The 23,907-nt window shown below is 71.7% G+C and carries 22 protein-coding genes; 12 read left to right on the forward strand and 10 right to left on the reverse strand.

Going from position 1 to position 23,907, the window contains the following annotated elements:
- Positions 1 to 10 precede the first annotated feature (10 nt).
- The 4 genes from ACFYUZ_RS01130 to ACFYUZ_RS01145 all read left to right on the forward strand — a co-directional run bounded on the left by ACFYUZ_RS01130 (position 11) and on the right by ACFYUZ_RS01145 (position 3,502).
- The gene (locus ACFYUZ_RS01130) at positions 11 to 1,312 is read left to right on the forward strand and encodes a S8 family serine peptidase (protein ID WP_389305161.1); all 1,302 of its coding nucleotides are present in this window, start codon (positions 11 to 13) and stop codon (positions 1,310 to 1,312) included.
- A gap of 69 nt (positions 1,313 to 1,381) precedes the next feature.
- Positions 1,382 to 2,131 (forward strand): DNA repair protein RecO, encoded by a 750-nt coding sequence (recO, locus tag ACFYUZ_RS01135; protein ID WP_030684767.1) that lies wholly within the window; start codon positions 1,382 to 1,384, stop codon positions 2,129 to 2,131.
- A 12-nt stretch (positions 2,132 to 2,143) separates the two neighbouring features.
- Positions 2,144 to 2,968 (forward strand): isoprenyl transferase, encoded by an 825-nt coding sequence (locus ACFYUZ_RS01140; protein ID WP_389305163.1) that lies wholly within the window; start codon positions 2,144 to 2,146, stop codon positions 2,966 to 2,968.
- A 27-nt stretch (positions 2,969 to 2,995) separates the two neighbouring features.
- Positions 2,996 to 3,502 (forward strand): YcxB family protein, encoded by a 507-nt coding sequence (locus ACFYUZ_RS01145; protein WP_389305165.1) that lies wholly within the window; start codon positions 2,996 to 2,998, stop codon positions 3,500 to 3,502.
- Between the two features lie 57 nt (positions 3,503 to 3,559).
- Here ACFYUZ_RS01145 and ACFYUZ_RS01150 read toward each other — a convergent pair whose 3' ends face one another.
- The 4 genes from ACFYUZ_RS01150 to ACFYUZ_RS01165 form a co-directional block, all read right to left on the reverse strand.
- On the reverse strand, positions 3,560 to 3,970 hold the full coding sequence (locus ACFYUZ_RS01150) for a Fur family transcriptional regulator (RefSeq protein ID WP_389305166.1): 411 nt from the start codon (positions 3,968 to 3,970) through the stop codon (positions 3,560 to 3,562).
- Between the two features lie 71 nt (positions 3,971 to 4,041).
- Positions 4,042 to 4,935, reverse strand: coding sequence for a metal ABC transporter permease (locus tag ACFYUZ_RS01155; RefSeq protein ID WP_389305167.1), 894 nt, complete (start codon positions 4,933 to 4,935; stop codon positions 4,042 to 4,044).
- 2 nt (positions 4,936 to 4,937) lie between these two features.
- Positions 4,938 to 5,702, reverse strand: a complete 765-nt coding sequence (locus tag ACFYUZ_RS01160) for a metal ABC transporter ATP-binding protein (protein ID WP_389305168.1) — start codon at positions 5,700 to 5,702, stop codon at positions 4,938 to 4,940.
- A gap of 9 nt (positions 5,703 to 5,711) precedes the next feature.
- A complete protein-coding gene (locus tag ACFYUZ_RS01165) occupies positions 5,712 to 6,668 on the reverse strand; it encodes a metal ABC transporter substrate-binding protein (RefSeq protein WP_389305169.1) in 957 nt (318 codons plus the stop codon).
- Between the two features lie 155 nt (positions 6,669 to 6,823).
- Here ACFYUZ_RS01165 and ACFYUZ_RS01170 point away from each other — a divergent pair, with 155 nt between their 5' ends.
- Entirely contained in the window at positions 6,824 to 8,206 is a 1,383-nt protein-coding gene (locus ACFYUZ_RS01170; protein ID WP_389305170.1) for a glycine--tRNA ligase, read from the forward strand.
- A gap of 64 nt (positions 8,207 to 8,270) precedes the next feature.
- Here ACFYUZ_RS01170 and ACFYUZ_RS01175 read toward each other — a convergent pair whose 3' ends face one another.
- The 4 genes from ACFYUZ_RS01175 to ACFYUZ_RS01190 all read right to left on the reverse strand — a co-directional run bounded on the left by ACFYUZ_RS01175 (position 8,271) and on the right by ACFYUZ_RS01190 (position 12,242).
- On the reverse strand, positions 8,271 to 8,966 hold the full coding sequence (locus ACFYUZ_RS01175; RefSeq protein ID WP_389305171.1) for a VC0807 family protein: 696 nt from the start codon (positions 8,964 to 8,966) through the stop codon (positions 8,271 to 8,273).
- Positions 8,967 to 9,073: 107 nt separating this feature from the next.
- Complete coding sequence (locus tag ACFYUZ_RS01180) at positions 9,074 to 9,664, reverse strand: TetR family transcriptional regulator (protein ID WP_389305173.1); 591 nt, start codon at positions 9,662 to 9,664, stop codon at positions 9,074 to 9,076.
- A gap of 16 nt (positions 9,665 to 9,680) precedes the next feature.
- Entirely contained in the window at positions 9,681 to 10,709 is a 1,029-nt protein-coding gene (locus ACFYUZ_RS01185; RefSeq protein ID WP_389305175.1) for an aldo/keto reductase, read from the reverse strand.
- Positions 10,710 to 10,802: 93 nt separating this feature from the next.
- Positions 10,803 to 12,242: an MFS transporter gene (locus tag ACFYUZ_RS01190; RefSeq protein ID WP_389305176.1), complete on the reverse strand. Its 1,440-nt coding sequence runs from the start codon at positions 12,240 to 12,242 to the stop codon at positions 10,803 to 10,805.
- 101 nt (positions 12,243 to 12,343) lie between these two features.
- On the opposite strand from ACFYUZ_RS01190, the gene ACFYUZ_RS01195 reads away from it, so the two are divergent.
- Complete coding sequence (locus ACFYUZ_RS01195) at positions 12,344 to 13,246, forward strand: helix-turn-helix domain-containing protein (RefSeq protein ID WP_389305178.1); 903 nt, start codon at positions 12,344 to 12,346, stop codon at positions 13,244 to 13,246.
- On the opposite strand, the gene ACFYUZ_RS01200 is transcribed toward ACFYUZ_RS01195, so the two are convergent.
- Positions 13,222 to 14,679: an MFS transporter gene (locus tag ACFYUZ_RS01200; RefSeq protein WP_389305179.1), complete on the reverse strand. Its 1,458-nt coding sequence runs from the start codon at positions 14,677 to 14,679 to the stop codon at positions 13,222 to 13,224. The two genes, ACFYUZ_RS01195 and ACFYUZ_RS01200, sit on opposite strands and share 25 nt — an antisense overlap.
- Positions 14,680 to 14,731: 52 nt before the next feature.
- Between ACFYUZ_RS01200 and dusB the strand changes: the two genes are divergently transcribed.
- From dusB to ACFYUZ_RS01215, 3 genes are all read left to right on the forward strand, one after another.
- Positions 14,732 to 15,868 (forward strand): tRNA dihydrouridine synthase DusB, encoded by a 1,137-nt coding sequence (gene dusB, locus ACFYUZ_RS01205; protein WP_389305181.1) that lies wholly within the window; start codon positions 14,732 to 14,734, stop codon positions 15,866 to 15,868.
- 357 nt (positions 15,869 to 16,225) lie between these two features.
- Positions 16,226 to 18,937: a pyruvate, phosphate dikinase gene (gene ppdK, locus ACFYUZ_RS01210; protein WP_389305182.1), complete on the forward strand. Its 2,712-nt coding sequence runs from the start codon at positions 16,226 to 16,228 to the stop codon at positions 18,935 to 18,937.
- A gap of 490 nt (positions 18,938 to 19,427) precedes the next feature.
- Complete coding sequence (locus ACFYUZ_RS01215; protein ID WP_389305184.1) at positions 19,428 to 20,462, forward strand: helix-turn-helix domain-containing protein; 1,035 nt, start codon at positions 19,428 to 19,430, stop codon at positions 20,460 to 20,462.
- 54 nt (positions 20,463 to 20,516) lie between these two features.
- Here the strand turns inward: ACFYUZ_RS01215 and ACFYUZ_RS01220 are convergent, their stop codons facing one another.
- On the reverse strand, positions 20,517 to 21,674 hold the full coding sequence (locus tag ACFYUZ_RS01220; RefSeq protein WP_389305186.1) for an alkaline phosphatase PhoX: 1,158 nt from the start codon (positions 21,672 to 21,674) through the stop codon (positions 20,517 to 20,519).
- Positions 21,675 to 21,843: 169 nt separating this feature from the next.
- Between ACFYUZ_RS01220 and ACFYUZ_RS01225 the strand changes: the two genes are divergently transcribed.
- The 3 genes from ACFYUZ_RS01225 to ACFYUZ_RS01235 all read left to right on the forward strand — a co-directional run bounded on the left by ACFYUZ_RS01225 (position 21,844) and on the right by ACFYUZ_RS01235 (position 23,895).
- Positions 21,844 to 22,893, forward strand: a complete 1,050-nt coding sequence (locus tag ACFYUZ_RS01225) for a hypothetical protein (RefSeq protein ID WP_389305187.1) — start codon at positions 21,844 to 21,846, stop codon at positions 22,891 to 22,893.
- A 49-nt stretch (positions 22,894 to 22,942) separates the two neighbouring features.
- On the forward strand, positions 22,943 to 23,392 hold the full coding sequence (locus ACFYUZ_RS01230) for a group III truncated hemoglobin (protein ID WP_389305189.1): 450 nt from the start codon (positions 22,943 to 22,945) through the stop codon (positions 23,390 to 23,392).
- A gap of 89 nt (positions 23,393 to 23,481) precedes the next feature.
- Positions 23,482 to 23,895: a VOC family protein gene (locus ACFYUZ_RS01235; protein ID WP_389305190.1), complete on the forward strand. Its 414-nt coding sequence runs from the start codon at positions 23,482 to 23,484 to the stop codon at positions 23,893 to 23,895.
- Positions 23,896 to 23,907 lie beyond the last annotated feature (12 nt).

A 23,907-nucleotide genomic window follows, 5' to 3' on the forward strand; every position in this document is an offset into this window, starting at 1 on the left:
GGTGTTCGGCATGGTGGGACGAGGCCGGGTCGCGAGACCGGCGTACCGGCTGGCGGCGGTGTCCGCGGCGGCAGGGGCATTGCTGGCGGGGGGACTCGCGGGGGCGCGGGCCGCGGAGCCGGAGGGGCGGTACATCGTCGTCCTCCAGGACTCGGCGCGCGGCCGGGCCGACTCGGTCGAGCAGGGGCACGGCCGGGACCACGGGGTGCGGGTGGGCTTCCGGTACCGGCACGCGCTGGTCGGGTACTCGGCGGTGGTGCCGGAGTCCCGGGTGGCCGCGCTGCGGGCGGACCCGAACGTGAAGGCGGTGGCGCCCGACCGGCCCGTGCACGCCACCCGGCAGGTGCTGCCGACCGGTGTGGACCGGATCCAGGGCGACGCGAGCAGCGCGCTCTCCGGGAACGGGACGGGTGCCGTCGACACGGCGGTGGCGATCATCGACACCGGGATCGACACCGGGCACCGCGATCTCAACGTGGCCGGCGGGATCAACTGCACGAACGCCTCGCGTCCCGACGACTACCGGGACAACAACGGTCACGGCACCCATGTGGCCGGCACGGTCGCCGCCCGGGACAACGGCGACGACGTCGTCGGTGTCGTGCCCGGCGCCCGGCTGTACGCGGTGAAGGTGCTCGGCGCCAGCGGCAGCGGATCGACCTCCAACATCGTCTGCGGGCTCGACTGGCTGGCGCGGAACGCCGCCTCGCTCGGCATCAAGACTGCGAACATGAGCCTCGGCGGCGACGGCGCCGACGACGGCAACTGCGGATTCACGAACAACGACCCCGAGCACCAGGCGATCTGCCGCGTGGTGAACGACGCCGGCGTCACGCTGGTCGTCGCGGCCGGCAACAGCACCGACGACCTGGCGAACCACACCCCCGCCGCCTTCGACGAGGTCCTCGCGGTGACCGCCGCGGCCGACTTCGACGGACGGCCCGGCGGTGGCGCCGCCGCGACCTGCCGGACGAGCAACCAGGACGACACCGCGGCGAACTTCTCCAGCTTCGCCGTCAGCGCCGCGGACGCCGCCCACACCGTCGCCGGTCCGGGGGTGTGCATCAGGTCCACCCGCAACCACGGCACCACGGTCGTTTTCTCCGGCACCTCCATGGCCTCCCCGCACGTGGCCGGCACGGCCGCGCTGTGCCTCACCGGGCCCTGTGCGGGCATGACCCCCGCCCAGGTGATCGGCAAGCTCCGCGCCGACGCCGCGGCGCAGCCCGCCGCGTACGGCTTCGCGGGCGACCCGAACGCTCCCGTCGCCGGCCGCTACTACGGACACCTCGTCCACGCCGGCGGCTACTGAGCCGCGCCCCGCACGACGGAGCCCCGGGTCCCGGCCCGGGGCTCCGTCGGCGTGCGCGAGAATGGGGACATGAGTCTGTTCCGCGACGACGGCATCGTGCTGCGCACCCAGAAGCTGGGCGAAGCGGACCGCATCATCACGATCCTCACGCGCGGTCACGGCCGCGTACGCGCCGTCGCGCGCGGCGTGCGCCGGACGAAGTCGAAGTTCGGGGCGCGCCTCGAACCCTTCTCGCACGTGGACGTGCAGTTCTTCGCCCGGGGGAGTGAGCTGGTCGGGCGCGGCCTGCCGCTGTGCACGCAGAGCGAGACCATCGCCGCGTACGGCGGCGGGATCGTCACCGACTACGCCCGGTACACCGCCGGCACGGCCATGCTGGAGACGGCGGAGCGCTTCACCGACCACGAGGGCGAGCCCGCCGTGCAGCAGTACCTGCTGCTCGTCGGCGGTCTGCGGACGCTCGCCCGGGGCGAGCACGCCCCGCACCTCATCCTGGACGCCTTCCTGCTCCGTTCCCTCGCCGTGAACGGCTACGCGCCCAGCTTCGAGGACTGTGCCAAATGTGGACTGCACGGGCCGAACCGGTTCTTTTCGGTCGCGGCGGGCGGGGTCATATGCGGCGACTGCCGGGTGCCCGGAAGCGTCGTACCCTCTGCGGAGGCCATCGGCCTGCTCAGCGCGCTGCTCACCGGCGACTGGGCGACGGCGGACGCGTGCGAGCCGCGTCACGTCAGGGAGGGCAGCGGACTCGTGTCCGCCTATCTGCACTGGCACCTGGAGCGCGGCCTGCGCTCCCTGCGGTACGTAGAGAAAAGCTAGGAGAGACCACTCATGGCCATCGCACGACTCCTCGGGCGCCAGCGTCGGGAGTACAGGACCCCCGAGCCGCACCCGTCCGGCGCCCGGCCGCCGAAGCTCCAGGCCGAGCTCGTGCCGGAGCACGTCGCGATCGTCATGGACGGCAACGGCCGCTGGGCCAAGGAGCGCGGCCTGCCGCGCACCGAGGGGCACAAGGTCGGCGCCGAGCAGGTGCTCGACGTGCTCCAGGGCGCGATCGAGATGGGCGTGGGGGCGATCTCGCTGTACGCCTTCTCCACCGAGAACTGGAAGCGCTCGCCCGAGGAGGTGCGCTTCCTGATGAACTTCAACCGCGACTTCATCCGCAAGACGCGTGACCAGCTCGACGAGCTCGGCATCCGCGTGCGCTGGGTGGGCCGGATGCCCAAGCTGTGGAAGTCGGTCGCCAAGGAGCTCCAGGTCGCCCAGGAGCAGACCAAGGACAACACGAAGCTGACGCTGTACTTCTGCATGAACTACGGCGGTCGCGCGGAGCTCACGGACGCGGCGCAGGCGATGGCCGAGGACGTGAAGGCGGGCCGCCTCGACCCGGGGAAGATCACCGAGAAGACCATCCAGAAGTACCTCTACTACCCGGACATGCCGGACGTGGACCTCTTCCTGCGGCCCAGCGGCGAGCAGCGCACCTCCAACTACCTGATCTGGCAGAGCGCGTACGCCGAGATGGTCTTCCAGGACGTGCTGTGGCCCGACTTCGACCGCCGCGACCTGTGGCGGGCCTGCGTCGAGTACGCCCAGCGCGACCGCCGCTTCGGCGGCGTCGACCCGGCCGACCTCGCCGTCCTCGACAAGGCGTAGGCCTCCGGCCGGAAGCGAGGGGGGACGATGGAGCTGGTCTACACACCGACGCGCGCCGACGTGACCGACGCCGTCCGCGTGCAGATGAGGCACGGCTGGTACCGGTGGCTGATGCGGGTGGTGCGGACCGTCGCGGTCCTGGCGGCCCTCGTGATGGTCCTGGAGCTGTTCGGCCCCGGTGACCCGAAGCCCGCGGGGGCCGTGCGCATGGCGGGGCTCGTGCTGCTGCTCGTGGTCCTCGGCCCGCTCGCGCGGTGGGTCACCGTCCGGCAGATGTACGCCCTGATCGGACGGCAGGGGGAGTTCCGGGCCCGCGTGGACGAGGACGGCGTGCGCTGGACCACCCGCGACAGCGAGGTCGTCCACCGCTGGCAGCTCCTGTCCCGGTACACCGAGACGCCCACGCAGTTCGTGCTGCTCTCCGGCGACAAGGGCGGTGTCGGAGTGGCCGCCCTGCCCAAGCGGGGCCTCACCGACCCGGCCGAGGTCGACCGGCTCCGCCAGGTCCTGGAGCGGAACGCCACCCGCCTGTGACGCGTAGACGAAGGGCCCGCGCCGGATCGTTCCGATGCGGGCCCTTCGCACGTCAGGTCACTTCTGGGCGCACTCCGCGCACGTGCCGAAGATCTCGACCGTGTGCGCCACGTTCACGAAGCCGTGCTCCGACGCGATCGTCTCGGCCCACTGCTCCACCATCGGGCCCTCCACCTCCACGGCCTTGCCGCAGACGCGGCAGACCAGATGGTGGTGGTGGTCGCCGGTCGAGCAGCGGCGGTAGACCGTCTCGCCCTCGCTGGTGCGCAGCGCGTCCACCTCGCCCGCGTCCGCGAGGGACTGGAGCGTGCGGTAGACGGTGGTGAGGCCGACGGAGTCGCCGCGGTGCTTGAGCATGTCGTGCAGCTCCTGGGCGCTGCGGAACTCGTCCACCTCGTTCAGTGCCGCCGACACGGCGGCCCGCTGCTTGGTGGAGCGGCCGCGTACGGGGGGTCCTGCCGTCGCCACGGGGGCCTCCTTGGATGCTTGTCTGCCCCGCCATTCTGCCAGCCCCCCGTGCCCCCGGGATCAGCCGAGGATCAGACCTTCACATCGTCCGTGGGCCGCCGGGTGGCCGGAACCTTCGCGTCGCAGGCCCTCGTGGCCGCTTCCGCCGCCCGGGCCCGCCGCTTGGCGAGCGGGGTGGCGAGCAGGGTCAGGACGAGGAAGATCCCGATCGCGTAGAGGACGATCGTCGCGCCGGGCGGCGCCTCCACGTAGTACGTGGTGACCGTGCCGGACAGGGCCACGACGACGCCGATGACGACCGCGCCCACGAAGGTCGCGCGGAAGGACTTCGACAGCTGCTGGGCCGCCGCGACCGGCACCACCATCAGCGCGCTGACCAGGAGCAGGCCCACGACCCGCATGGCGACCGTGACGGTCACGGCGGCGGTGACGGCGACCAGCAGGTTCAGGGCGCGCACCGGCAGCCCGGTGACCCGGGCGAACTCCTCGTCCTGGCTGACCGCGAAGAGCTGCCTGCGCAGGCCGATCGTGACGAGGACCACGAAGGCCGCCAGGATCGAGATCGCGGTGATGTCCTCGGGCGCGACCGTGGAGAGCGAACCGAACAGGTACGAGGTGAGGTTGGCGTTGGAGCCGGTCGGCGAGAGGTTGATCAGCAGGACGCCGCCGGCCATGCCGCCGTAGAAGAGCAGCGCGAGGGTGAGGTCGCCGCGGGTCTTGCCGTACGCCCGGATCAGCTCCATCGCGACGGAGCCGGCGACGGCGACGAGGGTCGCCATCCAGACCGGGCTGGAGTTCAGCAGGAAGCCGAGGCCGACGCCGGTCATGGCGACGTGCCCGATGCCGTCGCCCATCAGCGCCTGGCGGCGCTGGACGAGGTAGACGCCGACGGCGGGTGCGGTGATGCCGACGAGGAGGGCGGCGAGGAGCGCCCGCTGCATGAAGGCCGGTTCGAGGAAGTCCATGGTCAGGTCAGCAGTCCCGTACGGAGCGGCTCGTCGGCCGCGTGCGGATGAACGTGGTCGTGGCCGGGCAGCGCGTGCTGGCCGAGGGCCTCGGGCGGCGGACCGTCGTGGACGACGCAGCCGTCGCGCAGGACGACCGCACGGTCGATGAGGGGCTCCAGGGGGCCCAGCTCGTGCAGGACGAGGAGGACGGAGGTGCCGCCGGCGACCTGCTCGCGCAGGGTCGCGGCGAGGATCTCCTGGCTCGCGAGGTCCACGCCGGCCATCGGCTCGTCCATGATCAGGAGTTCGGGCTCGGAGGCCAGCGCGCGGGCGATCAGCACCCGCTGGTGCTGGCCGCCGGAGAGCGCGGAGACGGAGTCGGCGGCGCGGTCGGCGAGGCCGACGAGGTCGATGGCCCGCTCGACGGCGGCCCGGTCGGCCTTCGTCAGCCAGCCGAACTTCCGGCGGGAGAGGCGGCCGGAGGAGACGACCTCGCGGATGGTGGCGGGGACGCCGCCGGCGGCGGTGGTGCGCTGCGGCACGTAGCCGACGCGGGCCCAGTCGCGGAACCGCTTCCGGTCGGTGCCGAACAGCTCGATCGTGCCGCCGGTCAGCGGGACCTGGCCGATGATCGAGCGGACGGCGGTGGACTTGCCGGAGCCGTTGGCGCCCAGCAGGGCGACGACCTCGCCGGGGTGGACGGTGAGGTCGACGCCCCGGAGGACGGGGCGGGCGCCGAGGGCCGCCGTGGCTCCGCGGACGGAGATGACGGGCTTGTCGCTCACGACTGCCTCCTACTTGGCGCCGAGCGCGGTCTTCAGCGCGGCGAGGTTGGACCGCATGACCTCGATGTAGTCGCGGCCCTCGGACTTGTCGGTGATGCCTTCGAGGGGGTCGAGGACGTCGGTCCGCAGTCCGGTGTCGCCGGCGAGGGTCTTCGCGGTCTTGTCGCTCGCGAGGGTCTCGAAGAAGACGGTGGAGACCTTGTCCTTCGCCGCGATGTCCTGGAGCTCCTTGATGCGGGCGGGGCTCGGCTCGGACTCGGGGTCGATGCCGGTGATGCCCTCCTGCTCCAGGCCGTACCGCTCGGCGAGGTAGCCGAAGGCGGAATGGGTGGTGATGAAGGTCTTCGTGGTGGTGTTCCGCAGGCCCGTCTCGAACTCGGTGTTCAGGGCGCCGAGTTTCCTCACCAGGGCTTCGGTGTTCTTCCGGTAGTCGGCGGCGTGGTCCGGGTCGGCCTTCTCCAGGGCGCTGCCCACGCCCTTGGCGACCTCGGCGTACTTCACGGGGTCGAGCCAGAGGTGGGGGTCGGCGCCGGCCTCGGACTCGTGGGCCTCGCCGTGGCCGTGGTCGTGGCCGACCTCGGTGCCGTGCGCCTCCAGCTTCGTGAGGGCGGCGGCGTCGACGGTGTTCTTCACGCCGGCCTGGGCGACGGCGTCGTCGACGGCGGGCTGGATGCCCTTGAGGTAGAGGACGACGTCGGCCTCGCCGAGCTCGCCGATCTGCCGCGGCTTGAGCTCCAGGTCGTGGGGTTCGACGCCGGGCCTGGTGAGGGTGTTGACGGCGACGTGGCCGCCGCCTATCTGCTCGGCCAGGTACTGCATGGGGTAGAACGACGCCACCACGTCCAGCTTGCCGCCGCTCCCCTTGCCCGCCGCGTCGGAGCTGCCGGAGCAGGCGGAGAGGGAGACGACCCCGAGCGCGACGGCTCCGGCGAGGGCGGTGGAGGGTATGAGGCGACGTACGTTCATGACAGTCATTTTCAACAAAGATGGAAACGGTTGTCAATTGCCCTCCCTGTGTTCCGGGCCACCCGGGCCCCGAGGCGGAACCGATTTGATACGGGGGGCGTGCGCGCCGGTAACCTGTGGCATTCGCACTTCGTCGTCGTAATGAAGAGAGCACCGTGGCCGCCGACAAGATCGACACCATCGTCAGCCTGAGCAAGCGCCGTGGCTTCGTTTTCCCCTGCAGTGAGATCTACGGCGGTCAGCGCGCCGCCTGGGACTACGGACACCTGGGCGTCGAGCTCAAGGAGAACATCAAGCGCCAGTGGTGGCGTTACATGGTCACCTCGCGCGAGGACGTCGTCGGCATCGACTCGTCGGTCATCCTGGCCACCGAGGTCTGGGAGGCCTCCGGCCACGTCGCCACCTTCACCGACCCGCTGACCGAGTGCACCTCCTGCCACAAGCGCTTCCGCGCCGACCACCTGGAGGAGGCGTACGAGGAGAAGCACGGCCGTCTCCCCGAGAACGGCCTCGCCGACCTCAACTGCCCCAACTGCGGCAACAAGGGCACCTTCACCGAGCCGAAGAACTTCTCCGGCCTGCTCTCCACGCACCTCGGCCCGACCCAGGACAGCGGCTCCGTCGCGTACCTGCGCCCCGAGACCGCCCAGGGCATCTTCACCAACTTCGCCCAGGTGCAGACGACCGCGCGCAAGAAGCCCCCGTTCGGCATCGCGCAGATGGGCAAGTCCTTCCGGAACGAGATCACTCCGGGCAACTTCATCTTCCGCACCCGCGAGTTCGAGCAGATGGAGATGGAGTTCTTCGTCAAGCCGGGCGAGGACGAGCAGTGGCAGGAGTACTGGATGCAGCAGCGCTGGAACTGGTACACCGGCCTGGGTCTCCGCGAGGAGAACATGCGCTGGTACGAGCACCCGCAGGAGAAGCTCTCCCACTACTCGAAGCGCACCGCCGACATCGAGTACCGCTTCTCCTTCGGCGGCAGCGAGTGGGGCGAGCTGGAGGGCGTCGCCAACCGCACCGACTACGACCTGAGCGCCCACTCCAAGGCCTCCGGCGCCAGCCTCTCCTTCCTGGAGCAGGAGACGGGCGAGCGCTACACGCCGTACGTCATCGAGCCGGCGGCCGGTGTCGGCCGCACGATGCTCGCCTTCCTCCTCGACGCCTACATCGAGGACGAGGCCCCGAACGCCAAGGGCGTCATGGAGAAGCGCACCGTGCTGCGCCTCGACCACCGCCTGGCCCCGGTCAAGGTCGCGGTCCTCCCGCTCTCCCGCAACGCGCAGCTCTCCCCGAAGGCCAAGGGCCTCGCGGCGGACCTGCGCCAGAACTGGAACATCGAGTTCGACGACGCCGGCGCCATCGGCCGCCGCTACCGCCGTCAGGACGAGATCGGCACCCCGTACTGCATCACCGTCGACTTCGACACCCTCGACGACAACGCGGTGACCGTCCGCGAGCGCGACACCATGAAGCAGGAGCGCGTCTCCCTCGACCAGATCCAGGGCTACCTGGCCAGCCGCCTCATCGGCTGCTGAATCTGATCGCAGACACGGGAAGGCCCCCGGTTCCGTCTTCGGAACCGGGGGCCTTCCCGTGCCGTCAGGCGGTCGCGGCGGCCGCGGCCGCTTCGGCCTCGGCCTGGCGGCGGGCCCCCTCCGCCGCGCGGCGCTTGCCGAACCAGGCCGTCCACACGCCGAGGGCGCCGAGGACTCCGTAGATCATGACCGGGCTGAGCGTGACCATGGTCCCGGTCGGCAGCGCGTACGCGAGGGCGATGCGGAGCAGCGCCTCCGCCACGTACGCCACGCCCCACACCAGCGTCATCGTGCGCATGGTCGAGCGGAAGCCCTCGTACTGCCACATGCCGTTCCACCAGGCCGTGGACGCCGGGGTGCCGTCGGTCGCGAACTTGCGGCCGAAGTAGAACATCAGCGGGCGCGGGGCGAGCAGCGTCCCCAGGCAGAGCAGGCCGAACAGGCCCGTGACCGACGAGTCCTTGATCAGGAGCGCGCGGGCGGTGTGGGCACCGACCAGCGAGACCACGGCCGTGATCACCAGGAAGACCAGGGTGACCGCGGCGAACTCGTCGATCTTGCGGCGCCAGGCGACCATGATCGCGGTGTCGAGGACCGGCCACGCGCTGCTGAGGAGCAGGGCGGAGAACTCGGACCAGCCGTGGTCCTCCGTCAGCGTGTTGTACGTGAGGATCGGCGCGACGACGTTGAGGCCGATGGTGAGGACCCACCCGATCGCGGAGGACCCGCCTGATCGGGCCGGCTTGGCGGGTGTGGACATGGTTCCCCCTGGGAGTGCTTACGGTCGCGGTGCGGGAGAACGCTAGTCATGCACCGGACAGGGAAGGGGAAACTCCAAGCCAAATGATCTTCAAGGCGGGAAGGTCTTCAGACCCGCAGCGCCCGCCGCACCAGGGAGACGACCGCCGTGAACGCGTCCTCGGCCCCCGGGGCCGCCCACTCGGCGGCGTGCGCCGGGTTGTGGAAGCGGTCCGTGGCGTGGAAGACCGCACGCGCCGTGGTCGCGAAGTCCCGCTCCGGGGCCGCGAACAGGCCCTCGCGGTGACCGTCCTCCAGGATGCGGGCGATCTGCTCGACCAGGTGGTCCTCGTGCCGGTCGACGACCGCGCTGTTCTCGCCGATCAGCACCTGGAAGGTGGCCATCAGCTCCGGGTCCCCGCCCGCCTTCTTGCGCTTCAGGCCGAAGAGGGCCGTGAGCCAGCCGGCCAGCCGCTCGTCGGCCGGACCCTCCGCCTCGACGTACGGCACGAGCGCGACGATCGTCCGCTCCAGCCACCGCTCGGTGACGGCCTCGCGCAGCGCCGCCTTGGTGCGGAAGTGGCGGTAGACGCTGCCGTGACTGACGCCGAGGACCCGGGCCACGTCGACGACGGTCGCCTTCGCCGGGCCGTAGCGCCGCAGCACCTCCTCGGTGGCTTCGAGGATGCGCTCTGCGGTCAGGGTCTCGGTGGCGGCCATGCGATGACAGTACCCGTCAGTGCTCGCTGTCCAGGTGGGCCATCTGCGCCTCCGGGTAGCGGGCGCCGGAGGCCGCGCCCGCCGGGACGGCCTCCTCGACGGCGGCCAGGTCGGCGGCGTCGAGCGTGACGTCCAGGGCGCCGAGCGCCTCCGCGAGCCGGTCCCGGCGCCGGGCGCCGATCAGGGGCACGATGTCCTGACCCTGGGCGAGGACCCAGGCGATCGCGGTCTGCGCGACCGTGACGCCCTTGGCCTCGGCGACCGCGCGCAGCCGGTCCACCAGGTCCAGGTTCCGGTCGAGGTTCTCGCCCTGGAAGCGCGGGGACATCCCGCGGAAGTCGCCGGCGCCGAGCTCCCGGTCCCGGGTGAAGTGGCCGCTGATCAGGCCGCGGGAGAGGACTCCGTACGCGGTGACGCCGATGCCCAGTTCACGGGCGGTCGGCAGGATCTTCTCCTCGATGCCCCGGGAGATCAGCGAGTACTCGATCTGGAGGTCCGCGATCGGGGCGACGGCCGCCGCCCGGCGCAGGGTGTCCGCGCCGACCTCGGAGAGGCCGATGTGCCTCACGTGTCCGGCCTCGACCAGCTCGGCGATGGCGCCCACGGTCTCCTCGACCGGCACGTCGGGGTCGACGCGGGCGATCCGGTAGACGTCGATGTGGTCGGTGCCGAGGCGCTGGAGCGAGTACGCCGCGAAGTTCTTCACGGCGGCCGGGCGGCCGTCGTAGCCGGTGAAGCCGCCCTCGACCGTGCGCAGGGCGCCGAACTTGACGCTGGTCAGCGCCCGCTCGCGGGCGCCGGCGGGCGCCGTCCGCAGCGCCTCCTCGATGAGCAGCTCGTTGTGGCCCATCCCGTAGAAGTCGCCCGTGTCGAGCAGGGTGACGCCGGCGTCCAGGGCCGCGTGGATCGTCGCGATCGACTCGGCCCGGTCGCTCTCGCCGTACAGCGCGGACATGCCCATGCAGCCGAGGCCCAGCGCGGAGACGGTGGGGCCGGTGGTGCCGAGGGGGCGGGTGGGAACGGAGTTCTTCGGTGTCGTGGTCATGGAACAACCATGACATGACCGATGACAGATTTCAATATCTGTCACTCCATCCCCGGCTTCCCCGTCTCCTCCCCGCCCCCCGGTCCCCTCCCCTCACTTCACCGTCCGGGGGAGACGCAGGCTCAGCAGCAGCGTCAGCGCCACCACGCCCAGCTGGACCAGGAGCGTCGTCCGCAGCGCCGTCCCCATCTCCGCCGGCGAGGAGGCCAGCGACAGGAAGAGCGAGCCCAGCGTCGCCACGCCCAGCGTCAGCGCCGACTGCTGCGTGGTCACCATGACCCCGCTGCCCACGCCCGCCCGCTCCGACGGGACCTCGGACAGCACCACCCGGAACAGCACCGGCAGCTGGAGCCCCTGACCGAGACCCGCCACCGCCATGCCCGGCACCAGGTCCCCCACGGAGAGCCCCTGCCAGTCGTGCCCCACCGACCAGGCGATGGCGGCGATCCCGAGGCCCTGGAGCACGGCCCCCACCGGCACGACCCGGGTGCCCCAGCGCCGCACGAGCCGCGGCCCCGCCAGCGAGGCGCCGAAGAACGCGAGCGCCATCGGCACGAGCGCCAGGCCCGAGGCCACCGCGCCCGTCTCCAGACCCTGCTGGAGCGCCACCGCGATCACGAACATGAAGCCGCTGAAGCCCAGCGAGAGCGGCAGCACCACCGACAGCCCGCGCCGCAGCGGGACCAGGGCGAGCAGGCTCGGCGGGACCAGCGGCACGGCGCCCCGGCGGTCCGCCCTCCGCTCCACCCACCAGAAGGCCCCCGCCGCGAACGGGAACAGCGCGAGCGACACCCAGGTCCACAGCGGCCAGCCCGCCGCCCTGCCCTCCGTCAGCGGCGCGAGCAGGGCCAGCAGCGCGAGCGCCAGCAGCAGCGTGCCCGGCACGTCCACCGGCGCCGGACGGTCCGAGCGGGTCTCCGGCACGGCGCGCAGGGCGAGGACCAGGCCCGCCACCGCCACCGGCACGTTCACCAGGAACACCGCGCGCCAGCCGGAGCCCGCGATGTCGGCGGTCACCAGCACCCCGCCCAGGATCTGGCCGCCCGCCATCGCGAGACCCGCCGTCGCCCCGTACAGGCTCAGCGCCCGCGCCCGGCGCGGCCCCTCCGTCGAGGAGTGGATGGTCGCGAGCACCTGCGGCAGCATCAGCGCCGCCGCCGCGCCCTGGGCCACCCGCGCCGCGACCAGGGCCCAGGCGTCCGGGGCGAGCCCGCAGGCGAGCGAGGTCAGGCCGAAGGCGGCCATGCCGGCGAGGAAGAGGCGCCGACGGCCGAAGAGGTCGCCGAGCCGCCCGCCGAGGACGAGCAGCACCGAGTACGCCAGGCCGTACCCGGCGACGACCAGCTCCAGCAGCGCCGGTCCGGCGGCCAGGTCGTGGTCGATGGACGGCAGGGCGACGTTGACGATGAAGAAGTCGATGAGGGGGAGCGCGGCACCGAGGAGGACGGTGAACAGGCCGAGGGCGCCGAGCGCCGAGGGCGGCGCCTGGCGGCCGGCCGGGGCCGCGGTGCGGACGGAAGCGGTGGTAGTCACGGGACCGAGCCTCCGCCTCCGCTCAGCCTGGTACCAGAGTGTCTTTATCCTGGTACAAGCACTACCTGGAAACCGGCTGACGACCTCGGCACCCTGGAGGCATGACCATCATGGCGACGAGCGGACCCGAGGCAGCGAGCGAGACCGACGTGCGGCGCCACGAGCTGGCGGCCTTCCTGCGCAGCCGGCGCGAGCGCATCACCCCCGAGCAGGTCGGGCTGCCCCGGGGCCGTCGCCGCCGCACCCCCGGCCTGCGCCGAGAGGAGGTCGCGCACCTCTCCGCCGTCGGCGTCACCTGGTACACCTGGCTCGAACAGGCCCGTGACATCCAGGTCTCCCCGCAGGTCCTGGACGCCCTCGCCGGAGCCCTCCTGCTCGACCCGACCGAGCGCAGCCACCTCTTCGCCCTCGCCGGAGCCGCCGACCCGCACCCCGAGGCGTCCTGCTCCGCCGTCACGCCCACCCTGCGCCGGCTGCTCGACCAGCTGGAGCCCGTGCCCGCCGCGATCCAGAACAGCCGCTACGACTTCCTCGCCCACAACCGCACCTTCGGGCAGCTCTTCTGCGACCTCGACGCGCTGCCCCGCGAGGACCGCAACTCCCTCTGGCTGGCCTTCACCAACGAGGACTTCCGGGCCTCCGTCACCGACCTGCCCGAGGTCATGCGCGCGCTCGCCGGGAAGCTCCGCGCCGCCATGGCCGAGCACCTGGCCGAGCCCGCCTGGAAGGAGCTCGTACGCCGCCTCGAAGAGGCCTCGCCCGAGTTCCGGGAGCTCTGGGCGCGGCACGAGGTGGTCGCCCCCGGCGGCCGCGTGAAGGTCATCCGCAACGCCCGCGTGGGGCTCCTCGGCTTCGAGCACACCAACCTCTGGCTCGGCCCGAACGCCGGGACCCACCTCGTCACGTACGTCCCCGTGGACGACGCCACCCAGGCCGGCGTCGCCCGCCTCCTCGACCTGGTGGTCCGGGAGCGCGAGGCTCAGGGCGTTCTGACGGCCGTCTGAGGGCCGCCTTCCGCGCGCGGCCCGCCCGGCGGGGACTCCTCCTCCGGCGCCAGGCACCGCGCCGTCCGCTCCGCCGTGCGCCGGGCCCACGCTCCGCTGGTCAGCGCCCCGACCGCCAGGACGGCGAGTCCGCAGCCCGTGATGATCCAGTAGCCGGGGCGGGCCGCCGCCACGAAGGCGTCCGCCTGCGGCGTGGCGCCGACCCCCGCCGCCAGGACCGTGCCGATCACCGCGACGCCCAGCGTCTGTCCGACCTGGCGGCTCGTCGAGGCCACCGCCGCCGCCACCCCGGCCTGCGCGCGGGGCATCCCGGAGACGGCGGTGTTCGTGATCGGGGCGTTCACCAGGCCGAAGCCGATGCCGAAGACCACATACCCGGTGAAGAGCAGCGCGTCGCTCGTCTCGGCGGCGAAGGCCGCGAAGAGCAGCGGCCCGGCCGCCATCGCCGTCCCCGCGAGCAGCAGGGAGGGGCGCGGCCCGCGCGCCGCCGTGAGGCGCCCCGAGAGCGGGGCGAAGACGAAGGTCATGCCGGCCATCGGCAGCATCCAGAGCCCGGCGGACAGCGGGGAGAGCCCGCGCACGTCCTGGAGGTACAGCGTGTTCAGGAAGAGGAAGCCGCCGAGCGAGGCGAAGGCGCAGACCGCGATGACGGTGGCCCCGCTGAACGGCGCGCTGCGGAAGAACCGCAGATCGATCAGGGGCTCGCGACGCCGGGGCTCGTAGAGGAGGAGACCGGCGAGGGCGACGACCGCGATCCCGGCGAAGAGCGGGTCGGTCTCGATGATCGCGTACGTGAGCGAGCCGAGGAGCGCCGTCACCAGGACCTGTCCGACGGGGTCGGGGCGCCGGGGCCGGGGCGCGCGGGACTCGGGGACGTACCGCAGGGTCAGGAGCAGGGCGACGAGGGCGACCGGCAGGTTCACCCAGAAGATCGCCCGCCAGCCGACCGACTGGACGAGCACCCCGCCCACCAGCGGCCCGGCGGCCATGGAGACGCCGACGACCCCGCCCCAGACCCCGATGGCACGCGCGCGTGCCGCCGGGTCCGTGAAGGTGTTGGTGATGATCGACATGGCGACCGGGTTCAGCATCGAGCCGCCCACGGCCTGCACCGTCCGGAAGGCGACCAGGGCCTCCAGGTTCGGCGCGAGGGAGCAGAGCAGCGAGCCCAGGGCGAACACCACCAGACCGGTGGCGAAGACCTTCCGGCGGCCGATCCGGTCGGCGGTGGAGCCGGCGAGCATCAGGAGGGAGGCGAGGACGAGGGTGTAGGCGTCGATCGTCCACTGCATGCCGGCGACGGTGGCGCCGAGGTCGCGCCGCATGGCGGGCAGGGCGACGTTGAGGGCGGTGTTGTCCAGGCTGACGATCAGCAGGCTCATGCAGCAGATCGCGAGGACGACGAGGCGGCGACCGCGTGTGAGCTCGGGCATGTGCGGATCGTATGGCTGTCTAAGAAACTCCGCAGTGCGGGACAATGGCCGAATGACCGCGTTCACCCCCCTCGCCATCGGGCCGCACATCGTGCAGCCCCCGGTGGTGCTCGCCCCCATGGCCGGCATCACCAACGCCCCCTTCCGTACCCTCTGCCGTGAGTTCAGCGGCGGCAAGGGGCTGTTCGTGAGCGAGATGATCACGACACGCGCCCTGGTCGAGCGCAACGAGAAGACGATGCAGCTCATCCGCTTCGACGAGACGGAGAAGCCGCGCTCGATCCAGCTGTACGGGGTCGACCCCGTGACGGTCGGCAAGGCCGTGCGGATGATCGTCGACGAGGACCTGGCCGACCACATCGACCTGAACTTCGGCTGCCCGGTCCCCAAGGTGACCCGGAAGGGCGGCGGCTCGGCCCTGCCCTACAAGCGGCCGCTGCTGCGGGCGATCCTGAACGAGGCCGTGACCAACGCGGGCGACCTGCCGGTCACGATGAAGATGCGCAAGGGCATCGACGACGACCACATCACCTACCTCGACGCGGGCCGGATCGCGGTCGAGGAGGGCGTCACGGCGATCGCCCTGCACGGGCGGACGGCGGCGCAGCACTACGGCGGCACGGCCGACTGGGACGCGATCGCCCGGCTCAAGGAGCACGTGCCGGAGATCCCGGTGCTCGGCAACGGCGACATCTGGTCGGCGGACGACGCCCTGCGGATGATGCGCGAGACGGGCTGCGACGGTGTCGTCGTGGGCCGCGGCTGCCTGGGCCGCCCCTGGCTCTTCGGGGACCTGGTGGCGGGCTTCGAGGGCACCGGGGCCTACGCGCAGCCGGGCCTGCGGGAGGTCGCGGACGCGATGGTGCGGCACGCGCGGCTGCTCGGCGAGTGGCTGGGAGACGAGGCACGCGGTGTCATCGACTTCCGCAAGCACGTGGCCTGGTACCTGAAGGGCTTCGCGGTCGGTTCCGAGATGCGCAAGAAGCTCGCGATCACCTCCTCCCTGGAGGAGCTGCGCGCTCAGTTGAGCGAGCTCGACCTGGACCAGCCCTGGCCGGTGGGCGCGGACGGCCCCCGGGGTCGTACATCCGGAAACAACCGGGTTGTCCTGCCGGATGGCTGGTTGAAGGACCCGTACGACTGCGCCGGAGTGAGCGAGGACGCCGAGCTGGACACGTCCGGAGGCTGAGATTCAGCCCCTTCCGGGGGAGTGATCCTCGCCACCCTTGAGGGGGCTTGCGCTCAGATGAGCGGATCACGGGCAGCTGTACAGCCTGAAGGGGTGGCACCGAGTGCCACCCCTTTTGCCTTCAAGAGTTGAACGCAAATGCTCGATTGGGCGCTCAGAAGAGCGGCTCTTCCCTGATTTGGGTCAACTGGCCTTCGGGGCGTGAAACCGGATACTTCGCATCGGTAACTTTCGAAGTGGTGGCGGATGGGTGGTTAAAACCGTGTGACCGGCAGGCGTACCTCCCTAGAAGCCTTCGATCTGGGTATGTTCCTCGCCGTCAGGGCAGCCAACCGAGTCGTCGAGGAGTCGAGACCCGTGTCGGGAAACATTGATCAGAAGTTCGTGTACGACTTCACCGAGGGCAACAGGGACCTGAAGGACCTGCTCGGTGGCAAGGGCGCCAACCTCGCCGAGATGACCAACCTCGGCCTGCCGGTGCCTCCGGGCTTCACGATCACCACCGAGGCGTGCAAGGTCTACCTCGAGAGCGGCTCCGAGCCGGTCGAGCTCCGCGACGAGGTGACCGCCCACCTCGACGCCCTCGAGCGGAAGATGGGCAAGAAGCTCGGCCAGGCCGACGACCCGCTGCTCGTCTCCGTCCGCTCGGGCGCGAAGTTCTCCATGCCGGGCATGATGGACACCGTCCTCAACATCGGCCTCTCCGACGAGTCCGTCACCGGCCTCGCCCGCCAGGCCGACAACGACCGCTTCGCGTGGGACTCGTACCGCCGCCTGATCCAGATGTTCGGCAAGACCGTCCTCGGCGTCGACGGCGAGCTCTTCGAGGAGGCCCTCGACGAGGCCAAGGCCGCGAAGAAGGTCGCCAGCGACACCGACCTGGACGCCGCCGACCTCAAGAAGGTCGTCAAGCACTTCAAGAAGATCGTGAAGGCCCAGACCGGCCGCGACTTCCCGCAGGACCCGCGCGAGCAGATGGACCTCGCCATCGAGGCCGTCTTCAACTCCTGGAACACGGACCGCGCCAAGCTGTACCGCCGCCAGGAGCGCATCCCGGGCGACCTCGGCACCGCCGTCAACGTCTGCTCGATGGTCTTCGGCAACCTCGGCCCGGAATCCGGCACCGGCGTCGCCTTCACCCGCGACCCCGCCTCCGGCCACCAGGGCGTCTACGGCGACTACCTGCAGAACGCGCAGGGCGAGGACGTCGTCGCCGGCATCCGCAACACCGTGCCGCTGGCCGACCTCGAGTCGATCGACAAGAAGTCGTACGACCAGCTCATGCAGATCATGGAGACGCTGGAGACCCACTACAAGGATCTCTGCGACATCGAGTTCACCATCGAGCGCGGCCAGCTCTGGATGCTCCAGACCCGTGTCGGCAAGCGCACCGCCGGTGCCGCCTTCCGCATCGCCACGCAGCTCGTGGACCAGGGCCTGATCGACGAGGCCGAGGCGCTCCAGCGCGTCACCGGCGCCCAGCTCGCCCAGCTGATGTTCCCCAAGTTCGACGAGAACGCCAAGGTCGAGCAGATCGGGCGCGGCATCGCCGCCTCCCCGGGCGCCGCCGTCGGCAAGGCCGTCTTCGACTCGTACACGGCCGTCAAGTGGTCCCGCTCCGGCGAGAAGGTCATCCTGATCCGCCGCGAGACCAACCCGGACGACCTGGACGGCATGATCGCCGCCGAGGGCATCCTCACCTCCCGCGGCGGCAAGACCTCGCACGCCGCCGTCGTCGCCCGCGGCATGGGCAAGACCTGTGTCTGCGGTGCCGAGGAGCTGGAGGTCGACACCAAGCGCCGCCGGATGACCACGGCCGACGGCCAGGTCGTCGAGGAGGGCGACGTCGTCTCCATCGACGGCTCCACCGGCAAGGTCTACCTCGGCGAGGTGCCCGTCGTGCCCTCCCCGGTCGTCGAGTACTTCGAGGGCCGCATGCACGCCGGCGCCGACGACGCCGACGAGCTCGTCGCCGCCGTCCACCGGATCATGGCCTACGCCGACCGCGTCCGCCGCCTCCGCGTCCGCGCCAACGCCGACAACGCCGAGGACGCCTCGCGCGCCCGCCGCTTCGGCGCCCAGGGCATCGGCCTGTGCCGCACCGAGCACATGTTCCTCGGCGAGCGCCGCCAGTACGTCGAGCGGCTCATCCTCGCCGACACGGAAGCCGAGCGCGAGGAGTCGCTGAAGGCGCTGCTCCCGCTGCAGAAGCAGGACTTCATCGAGCTCTTCGAGGCCATGGACGGGCTGCCCGTCACGGTCCGCCTGCTCGACCCGCCGCTGCACGAGTTCCTGCCCGACATCACCGAGCTGTCGGTGCGCGTCGCCCTCGCCGAGTCCCGCAAGGAGCCGCACGAGAACGACCTGCGCCTGCTCCAGGCCGTGCACCGGCTGCACGAGCAGAACCCGATGCTGGGTCTGCGCGGCGTCCGCCTCGGCCTGGTCATCCCCGGCCTGTTCACCATGCAGGTCCGGGCGATCGCGGAGGCCGCGGCCCACCGCATCGAAGCCAAGGGCGACCCGCGCGCCGAGATCATGATCCCGCTCGTCGGCACCGTCCAGGAGCTGGAGATCGTCCGCGAGGAGGCCGAGCAGGTCATCGCCGAGGTGCGGGCGCAGACCGGCGTCGAGCTGAAGCTCGCGCTCGGCACCATGATCGAGCTGCCGCGCGCCGCCGTGACCGCCGGTCAGATCGCCGAGGCCGCGGAGTTCTTCTCCTTCGGTACGAACGACCTGACGCAGACGGTGTGGGGCTTCTCCCGCGACGACGTGGAGGCCTCGTTCTTCACCGCGTACCTGGAGAAGGGCATCTTCGGCGTCAGCCCCTTCGAGACCATCGACAAGGACGGCGTCGGCTCCCTGGTGCGCAGCGCCGTCGAGGCCGGCCGGGCCACCCGCCCCGACATCAAGCTCGGTGTCTGCGGCGAGCACGGCGGCGACCCGGAGTCGGTGCACTTCTTCCACGAGGTCGGCCTCGACTACGTCTCCTGCTCGCCCTTCCGGATCCCGGTGGCGCGCCTGGAGGCCGGCCGCGCCGCGGCCGAGGCGAAGGGCAGCGACAGCCGCTGAGTCCACCGGGGCCGCCGTCGGTCTCTCACCACCCTCACCGACGGGCGGCGGCTCCGGATTCACAAAAGAGGCGGGACGGACACCTTTGTGCGGAGGTGTCCGTCCCGTTGTTCGTTTGCTTGTCGAGCTGATGTGAGTCAATGTTCAATTGCGGCCGTTTGAATTATTGGACATTGAACTTCTGGATTCTTCAGCGCAAAGAACGGGGCGGGCGCGACCCCCGGATCCCCACCCGGAGGCCGCGCCCTTTACCGATGCCGGGCAGGTGAGCCACAACCTCGCCGACCGCCGCCGGACGGGCAAAGCCCCCCACGGTCTTCACCACGTCACCTCGGTCCTGAAGGTTTCCTGCCCGACCCGTACAGCTTTTCGGTTCCCCCCTGATCGCCGCGATGCCTTTCAACTGTGGCTGAAACACCCTGGTAACGTGCAGTGATGCTGTGCATACTCGTCGTCGGGGGTGGTTGCGAGTGCACAGGTGGGGACGTTCATGCTGCGGATTCATTTCACCGGGAACGATTTGGCAGGGGTGCGGACGGCCGCCCGGCCGGATGTTCTGTGGGAAACGATTCTGAGCTTTCACCGTTTAAGGGACCGGCGCGGCCCCGTCTTCTACGGAGAATGGCGCTCGGACGCCCGGATGCGGCTCGGCGGTGAGACCCGGATCCTCGCCGCGCTCGTTCCCAGCCGCGGCTATTTCCCCGACTTCCTGACGCCCGCCGAAGGCGTCCACGGTCTCGACGAGGGCCTCCAGGCGATCCGTGCCACCGAACCCGGCCGGCTGCGCGACGAGCTCTCGCTGCTCGCCGCCGACCGCTCCGGAGCACGGACCGTGCCCCACTCGCTGCGGGCCCTCGCCGACGGCGGCGCGGAGCCCTTCGACCGGCTCGTGGGGGCCCTGCGCAGCTACCACCGGGCCGCGATCGAGCCGTACTGGCCGCACATCCGGGCCCGGGTCGAGGCCGACCGGGCCCGCCGCGGCCGGGCCCTCCTGGACGGCGGCGCCGAGGAGCTGCTCGCCTCGCTGCCGCCGATGCTGCGCTGGCGCGCGCCCGTCCTGGAGGCGGACTACCCGGTCGACCGGGACGTCCACCTCGACGGGCGCGGGCTGCTGCTCCAGCCCTCGTTCTTCTGCCGGGGGACCCCGGTGGTGCTGCGCGACCCCGCGCTGCCGCCGGTCCTCGTCTACCCCGTCACGCACGGCGAGTCGCCGACCGTCCGCGCCCCGGGCGGCTCCTCGCTGGCCAAGCTGGTCGGCCAGACCCGCTCGGCCGTCCTGCACGCCATCGGGGACGGCGGGACGACCAGCGAGCTGGCCCGCAGGGCCGGGGTGTCGCTGGCCTCGGCCAGCCAGCACGCGGGCGTGCTGCGCGAGGCCGGGCTCATCGCGACCCTCCGCCATGGCAACGCGGTCCTGCACACGCTGACGCCGCTGGGCGCCGCCCTGCTCGGCGGTGCCCAGCGGACGGTGGACCTGCGCTGCTACCCGGGCGGCTACGCGCGGAACGGGCAGGTCACGTCATAGCTACGCGCGAAGAGGGCCCGTCCCCGGGAGCGGGACGGGCCCGTCGCCTCGTGGCTACGCGCGGAACGGGCCCCTCACCTCGTAGGTGATGCCGCCCGAGGAGCTGCCGGTCGTGCCGCGCTGGCTGGAGAAGTACAGGCGCGTGCCGTCGGGGGAGAAGGCGGGGCCGGTGATCTCGGAGCCGGACTGGCCGTTGATCCGCAGGAACGGCGTCACGATGTCGTCCGGCGTGATCAGGCAGATCTCCATGTTGCCGCCGTCCTCGGCGACGTACAGGTCGCCGGAGGAGGAGCCGGTGATGTTGTCGACGCCGGTCAGCGGGGCGCCGCCGCCGACGACCAGCGAGTCGTCGTAGGCCAGCTCGTACGTGCCGGCGGCCAGGTCGACCTGCCAGACCCGGTTGTCGCCCTTGGTGGTGAACCAGACGGTGTCGTTGGCGTAGTGGCAGCCCTCGCCGCCGTTGAAGTGCTTGGCGGCGGAGACCTGGGTGCGGGTGGTGGTCGGGGAGCCGTCCGGGTCCGGCACGTTCTGCCAGGAGAAGGTGCCGGAGGCGGCGGTGCCGGCCGTGAGCACCTGGAGGGTGCCGGAGGAGAGGTCGCCCCAGGTGGTGGGGACGAAGCGGTAGAAGCAGCCGTCCGTCTCGTCCTCGGTCAGGTAGATCACCCGGCGCACCGGGTCGGCGGCCGCGGCCTCGTGCTTGAAGCGGCCCATCGCGTCCCGGCGGGTGGCGGTGCCGCCCCACGGGTTCGTCTCGTAGACGTAGCCGAGGGACACCTCCTCGCAGGACAGCCAGGTGTTCCACGGGGTCTTGCCGCCGGCGCAGTTCTGGCGGGTGCCGGAGAGGATGCGGTACGCCCCGGTGACCGTGCCCGCCGAGTCGAACCGCACCGCGCTCGCCCCGCCGCTCGGGTTGATCTCCGAGTTCGATACGTAGATCCAGCCGGTGCCGTCGGCGAAGCAGGCGCCGCCGTCGGGGGCGTTGTGCCAGGCGTACGAGGTGCCGGTCACGGTCTGGCCGGACCGGGCGATCACCCGGCTGCTGAACCCGGCCGGCAGCTGGATGCCGTTCGCGTCGGCCGTGCCGAGCGCCCCGTAGGGGCCGGCGCCGGGCTGGGCGGGGGCGGCGACGGCCGCGCTCTGCCACAGGCTGCCGCCGAAGGCGGCGGCCGAGGTGCCGATGACCGCTCCACGCAGGAAAGTGCGTCGCTCCACGTCTCACTCCCGAGAAGGGTGGTGCCCCGCCGCACCGGTCGGCGACGGGGTCGCGCGCTTCCGGAACCTAGGAGCACGGAGTTGACTGCACGTCAACGAGCGGTGACGGGGAGGCGGCGGGTGCCGGGCGGGTGCCTCGCTGTCGGTGCGGGGCGCTAGGTTTCCCGCCATGGACGTCGACGCACAGCTGCTCGATTCGATCGCGCTCCCGGGAGCGCGCGAACTGGTCTACGGCCGGCCCTTCGAGGCGCAGGCGACCGGTCGGCCCCGGGCCCTGCTGCTGCACGGCGCCGACCTCGAAGTGCACGCACTGGACCCGCTGTTCGCGGGGGACCGGGCGCCCGACGTCGTCTTCCCGCTGCCGTGGCCCGGCTGGGGCGGGGGAGTCCACTCCGCGGACCCCGGCCTGGCCTTCGCCGCCTTCTCCGGACAGCGTTCGGTGCGGGCGGTGCGTGCCGACGGGTCGACCCGGTGGGTGTACGAGCACGCCTGCTGGGACCAGCGCGTCGGGCACCCGCACACCGGCGACGATCGGCAGGTCTGCTCGGGGAGCGAGTCCGGCTCCAGCGGGGTCTCCGCCGACGGACGGTTCGTGTGGGCGCACGTCGTCCTGGAGGCGGGGGACGCCCCCGACGACTACCTGGAGGGCTGGGTCGTCCTCGACGCCGAGACCGGCCGCGAGCTGGCCCGGCTGCCCATGCCGGACAGCGTGGCCTCCGGCTCGTGGCACCTCGTCCACCCCGACGGCGTGCACATGGGCCTGTGCGTGGGCATGGGGCAGGACGGCGTCCTCGTGTACTGGGGGCGCTGGGACGGGCGGCGGCTGACCGTCCACGACGGGCTGAACGACGGGCTCGACCGCATCCTGTTCGACGTCCACCCCGACCACGCCGGATTCCTCACGGTCGAGCACCACGGCAACGACCTCCGGCTGCACGCCCTCGACGGCACGGTCCTCGCCGAGAACGAGGAGGTGCGGTGGGACCACGGCTGCGGCTTCCTCGACGGCGACACCGTCCTCGCGACCACCCAGGTCGAGTACGACTCCGATCCCGGGGCGCACGGCACCTGGCTCCTCGACGCCCGCACCCTGGAGCGGCGCGGGCGCGTCCGCTACCCCCAGGGCACGGCCGACGGCCTCGTCCGCGCCCTCGGGGACGGCACCTGGCTCACCTGCGGCGGCACGAGGGACACCGTCCACCACTGGACGGTCCGGTGACGAGGACCTCGGCACCGGGGGACACCCTGTGCCGGGGCACACTGGGGGCATGCGTGAGACCCCCGACATCGGCGACCGCCACGACCTCGACGTGCTGCTGCGGCGCTTCTACGGCGCCGCCTTCGCCGATCCGCTGATCGGGCCCTTCTTCACCGAGATCGCCGGGACCGACCTGGAGCTCCACCTGCCGCGCATCGCCGACTTCTGGGAGCGCGCCCTCTTCCGCACCGCCGGCTACGGCCGCGACGCCTTCGCCCCGCACGCCGTCCTGCACAGCGCCCGGCCGCTCACCGCCGCCCACTTCGGCCGCTGGGTGCAGCTCTGGCACGCGAGCGTCGACGGCCTCCACAGCGGCCCCCGGGCCGAACGGGCCAAGGCGCAGGGCGAGCGGATCGCCCTCGCCATGCTGCGCCGGCTCGCCGGGCCCGACGCGGACACCGGGGGCACGGGCGGCGGGTTCGTCCCCCTGGCGGCCCTCGAACTGCGCTCCGTGGCCTGAGCGAAAAGAATCCCCGGGAGAGCGATGAGTTCCGAGGGGCGGGGCCGTCTTACCTCTCGACAGGACCGGACGAGAGAAGAGAGAGCGCCATGGCCCCGCAGATGATCTTCGTGAACCTGCCCGTCAAGGACGTCGACGCCAGCAAGGCCTTCTTCGAGAAGCTCGGATACGCCTCGAACCCGCAGTTCAGCGACGAGACGAGCGCCTGTGTGGTCATCAGCGACACGATCTTCGCGATGCTCCTCGAAGAGCCCAAGTTCACGTCCTTCATGGCACCCGGCAAGGAGATCTCCGACGCGACCAAGACCACGGAGGTCCTGGTCACGCTGAGCGCCGAGAGCCGGGAGGCGGTCGACCGGCTCGCCGACGCCGCCCTCGCGGCCGGCGGCACCCCCGCGAAGGAGCCGCTGGAGATGGACTTCATGTACGGCCGTTCCTTCGCCGACCTGGACGGCCACCACTGGGAGGTCTTCTGGATGGACCCGGCGGCCGTCCAGGGCTGAGGCCCGACGTCC

Source organism: Streptomyces sp. NPDC004266 (genome assembly GCF_042874095.1).
Classification (GTDB): domain Bacteria; phylum Actinomycetota; class Actinomycetes; order Streptomycetales; family Streptomycetaceae; genus Streptomyces.

What these genes read in the sequence shown, in the direction of transcription:
- ACFYUZ_RS01130 (WP_389305161.1), top strand. Translation starts at nt 11, where the DNA reads ATGGTGGGACGAGGCCGGGTCGCGAGACCGGCGTACCGGCTGGCGGCG.
- recO (WP_030684767.1), top strand. Translation starts at nt 1,382, where the DNA reads ATGAGTCTGTTCCGCGACGACGGCATCGTGCTGCGCACCCAGAAGCTG.
- ACFYUZ_RS01140 (WP_389305163.1), top strand. Translation starts at nt 2,144, where the DNA reads ATGGCCATCGCACGACTCCTCGGGCGCCAGCGTCGGGAGTACAGGACC.
- ACFYUZ_RS01145 (WP_389305165.1), top strand. Translation starts at nt 2,996, where the DNA reads ATGGAGCTGGTCTACACACCGACGCGCGCCGACGTGACCGACGCCGTC.
- ACFYUZ_RS01155 (WP_389305167.1), bottom strand. Translation starts at nt 4,935, where the DNA reads ATGGACTTCCTCGAACCGGCCTTCATGCAGCGGGCGCTCCTCGCCGCC.
- ACFYUZ_RS01165 (WP_389305169.1), bottom strand. Translation starts at nt 6,668, where the DNA reads ATGAACGTACGTCGCCTCATACCCTCCACCGCCCTCGCCGGAGCCGTC.
- ACFYUZ_RS01175 (WP_389305171.1), bottom strand. Translation starts at nt 8,966, where the DNA reads ATGTCCACACCCGCCAAGCCGGCCCGATCAGGCGGGTCCTCCGCGATC.
- ACFYUZ_RS01180 (WP_389305173.1), bottom strand. Translation starts at nt 9,664, where the DNA reads ATGGCCGCCACCGAGACCCTGACCGCAGAGCGCATCCTCGAAGCCACC.
- ACFYUZ_RS01185 (WP_389305175.1), bottom strand. Translation starts at nt 10,709, where the DNA reads ATGACCACGACACCGAAGAACTCCGTTCCCACCCGCCCCCTCGGCACC.
- ACFYUZ_RS01195 (WP_389305178.1), top strand. Translation starts at nt 12,344, where the DNA reads ATGACCATCATGGCGACGAGCGGACCCGAGGCAGCGAGCGAGACCGAC.
- ACFYUZ_RS01200 (WP_389305179.1), bottom strand. Translation starts at nt 14,679, where the DNA reads ATGCCCGAGCTCACACGCGGTCGCCGCCTCGTCGTCCTCGCGATCTGC.
- dusB (WP_389305181.1), top strand. Translation starts at nt 14,732, where the DNA reads ATGACCGCGTTCACCCCCCTCGCCATCGGGCCGCACATCGTGCAGCCC.
- ACFYUZ_RS01215 (WP_389305184.1), top strand. Translation starts at nt 19,428, where the DNA reads ATGCTGCGGATTCATTTCACCGGGAACGATTTGGCAGGGGTGCGGACG.
- ACFYUZ_RS01225 (WP_389305187.1), top strand. Translation starts at nt 21,844, where the DNA reads ATGGACGTCGACGCACAGCTGCTCGATTCGATCGCGCTCCCGGGAGCG.
- ACFYUZ_RS01230 (WP_389305189.1), top strand. Translation starts at nt 22,943, where the DNA reads ATGCGTGAGACCCCCGACATCGGCGACCGCCACGACCTCGACGTGCTG.
- ACFYUZ_RS01235 (WP_389305190.1), top strand. Translation starts at nt 23,482, where the DNA reads ATGGCCCCGCAGATGATCTTCGTGAACCTGCCCGTCAAGGACGTCGAC.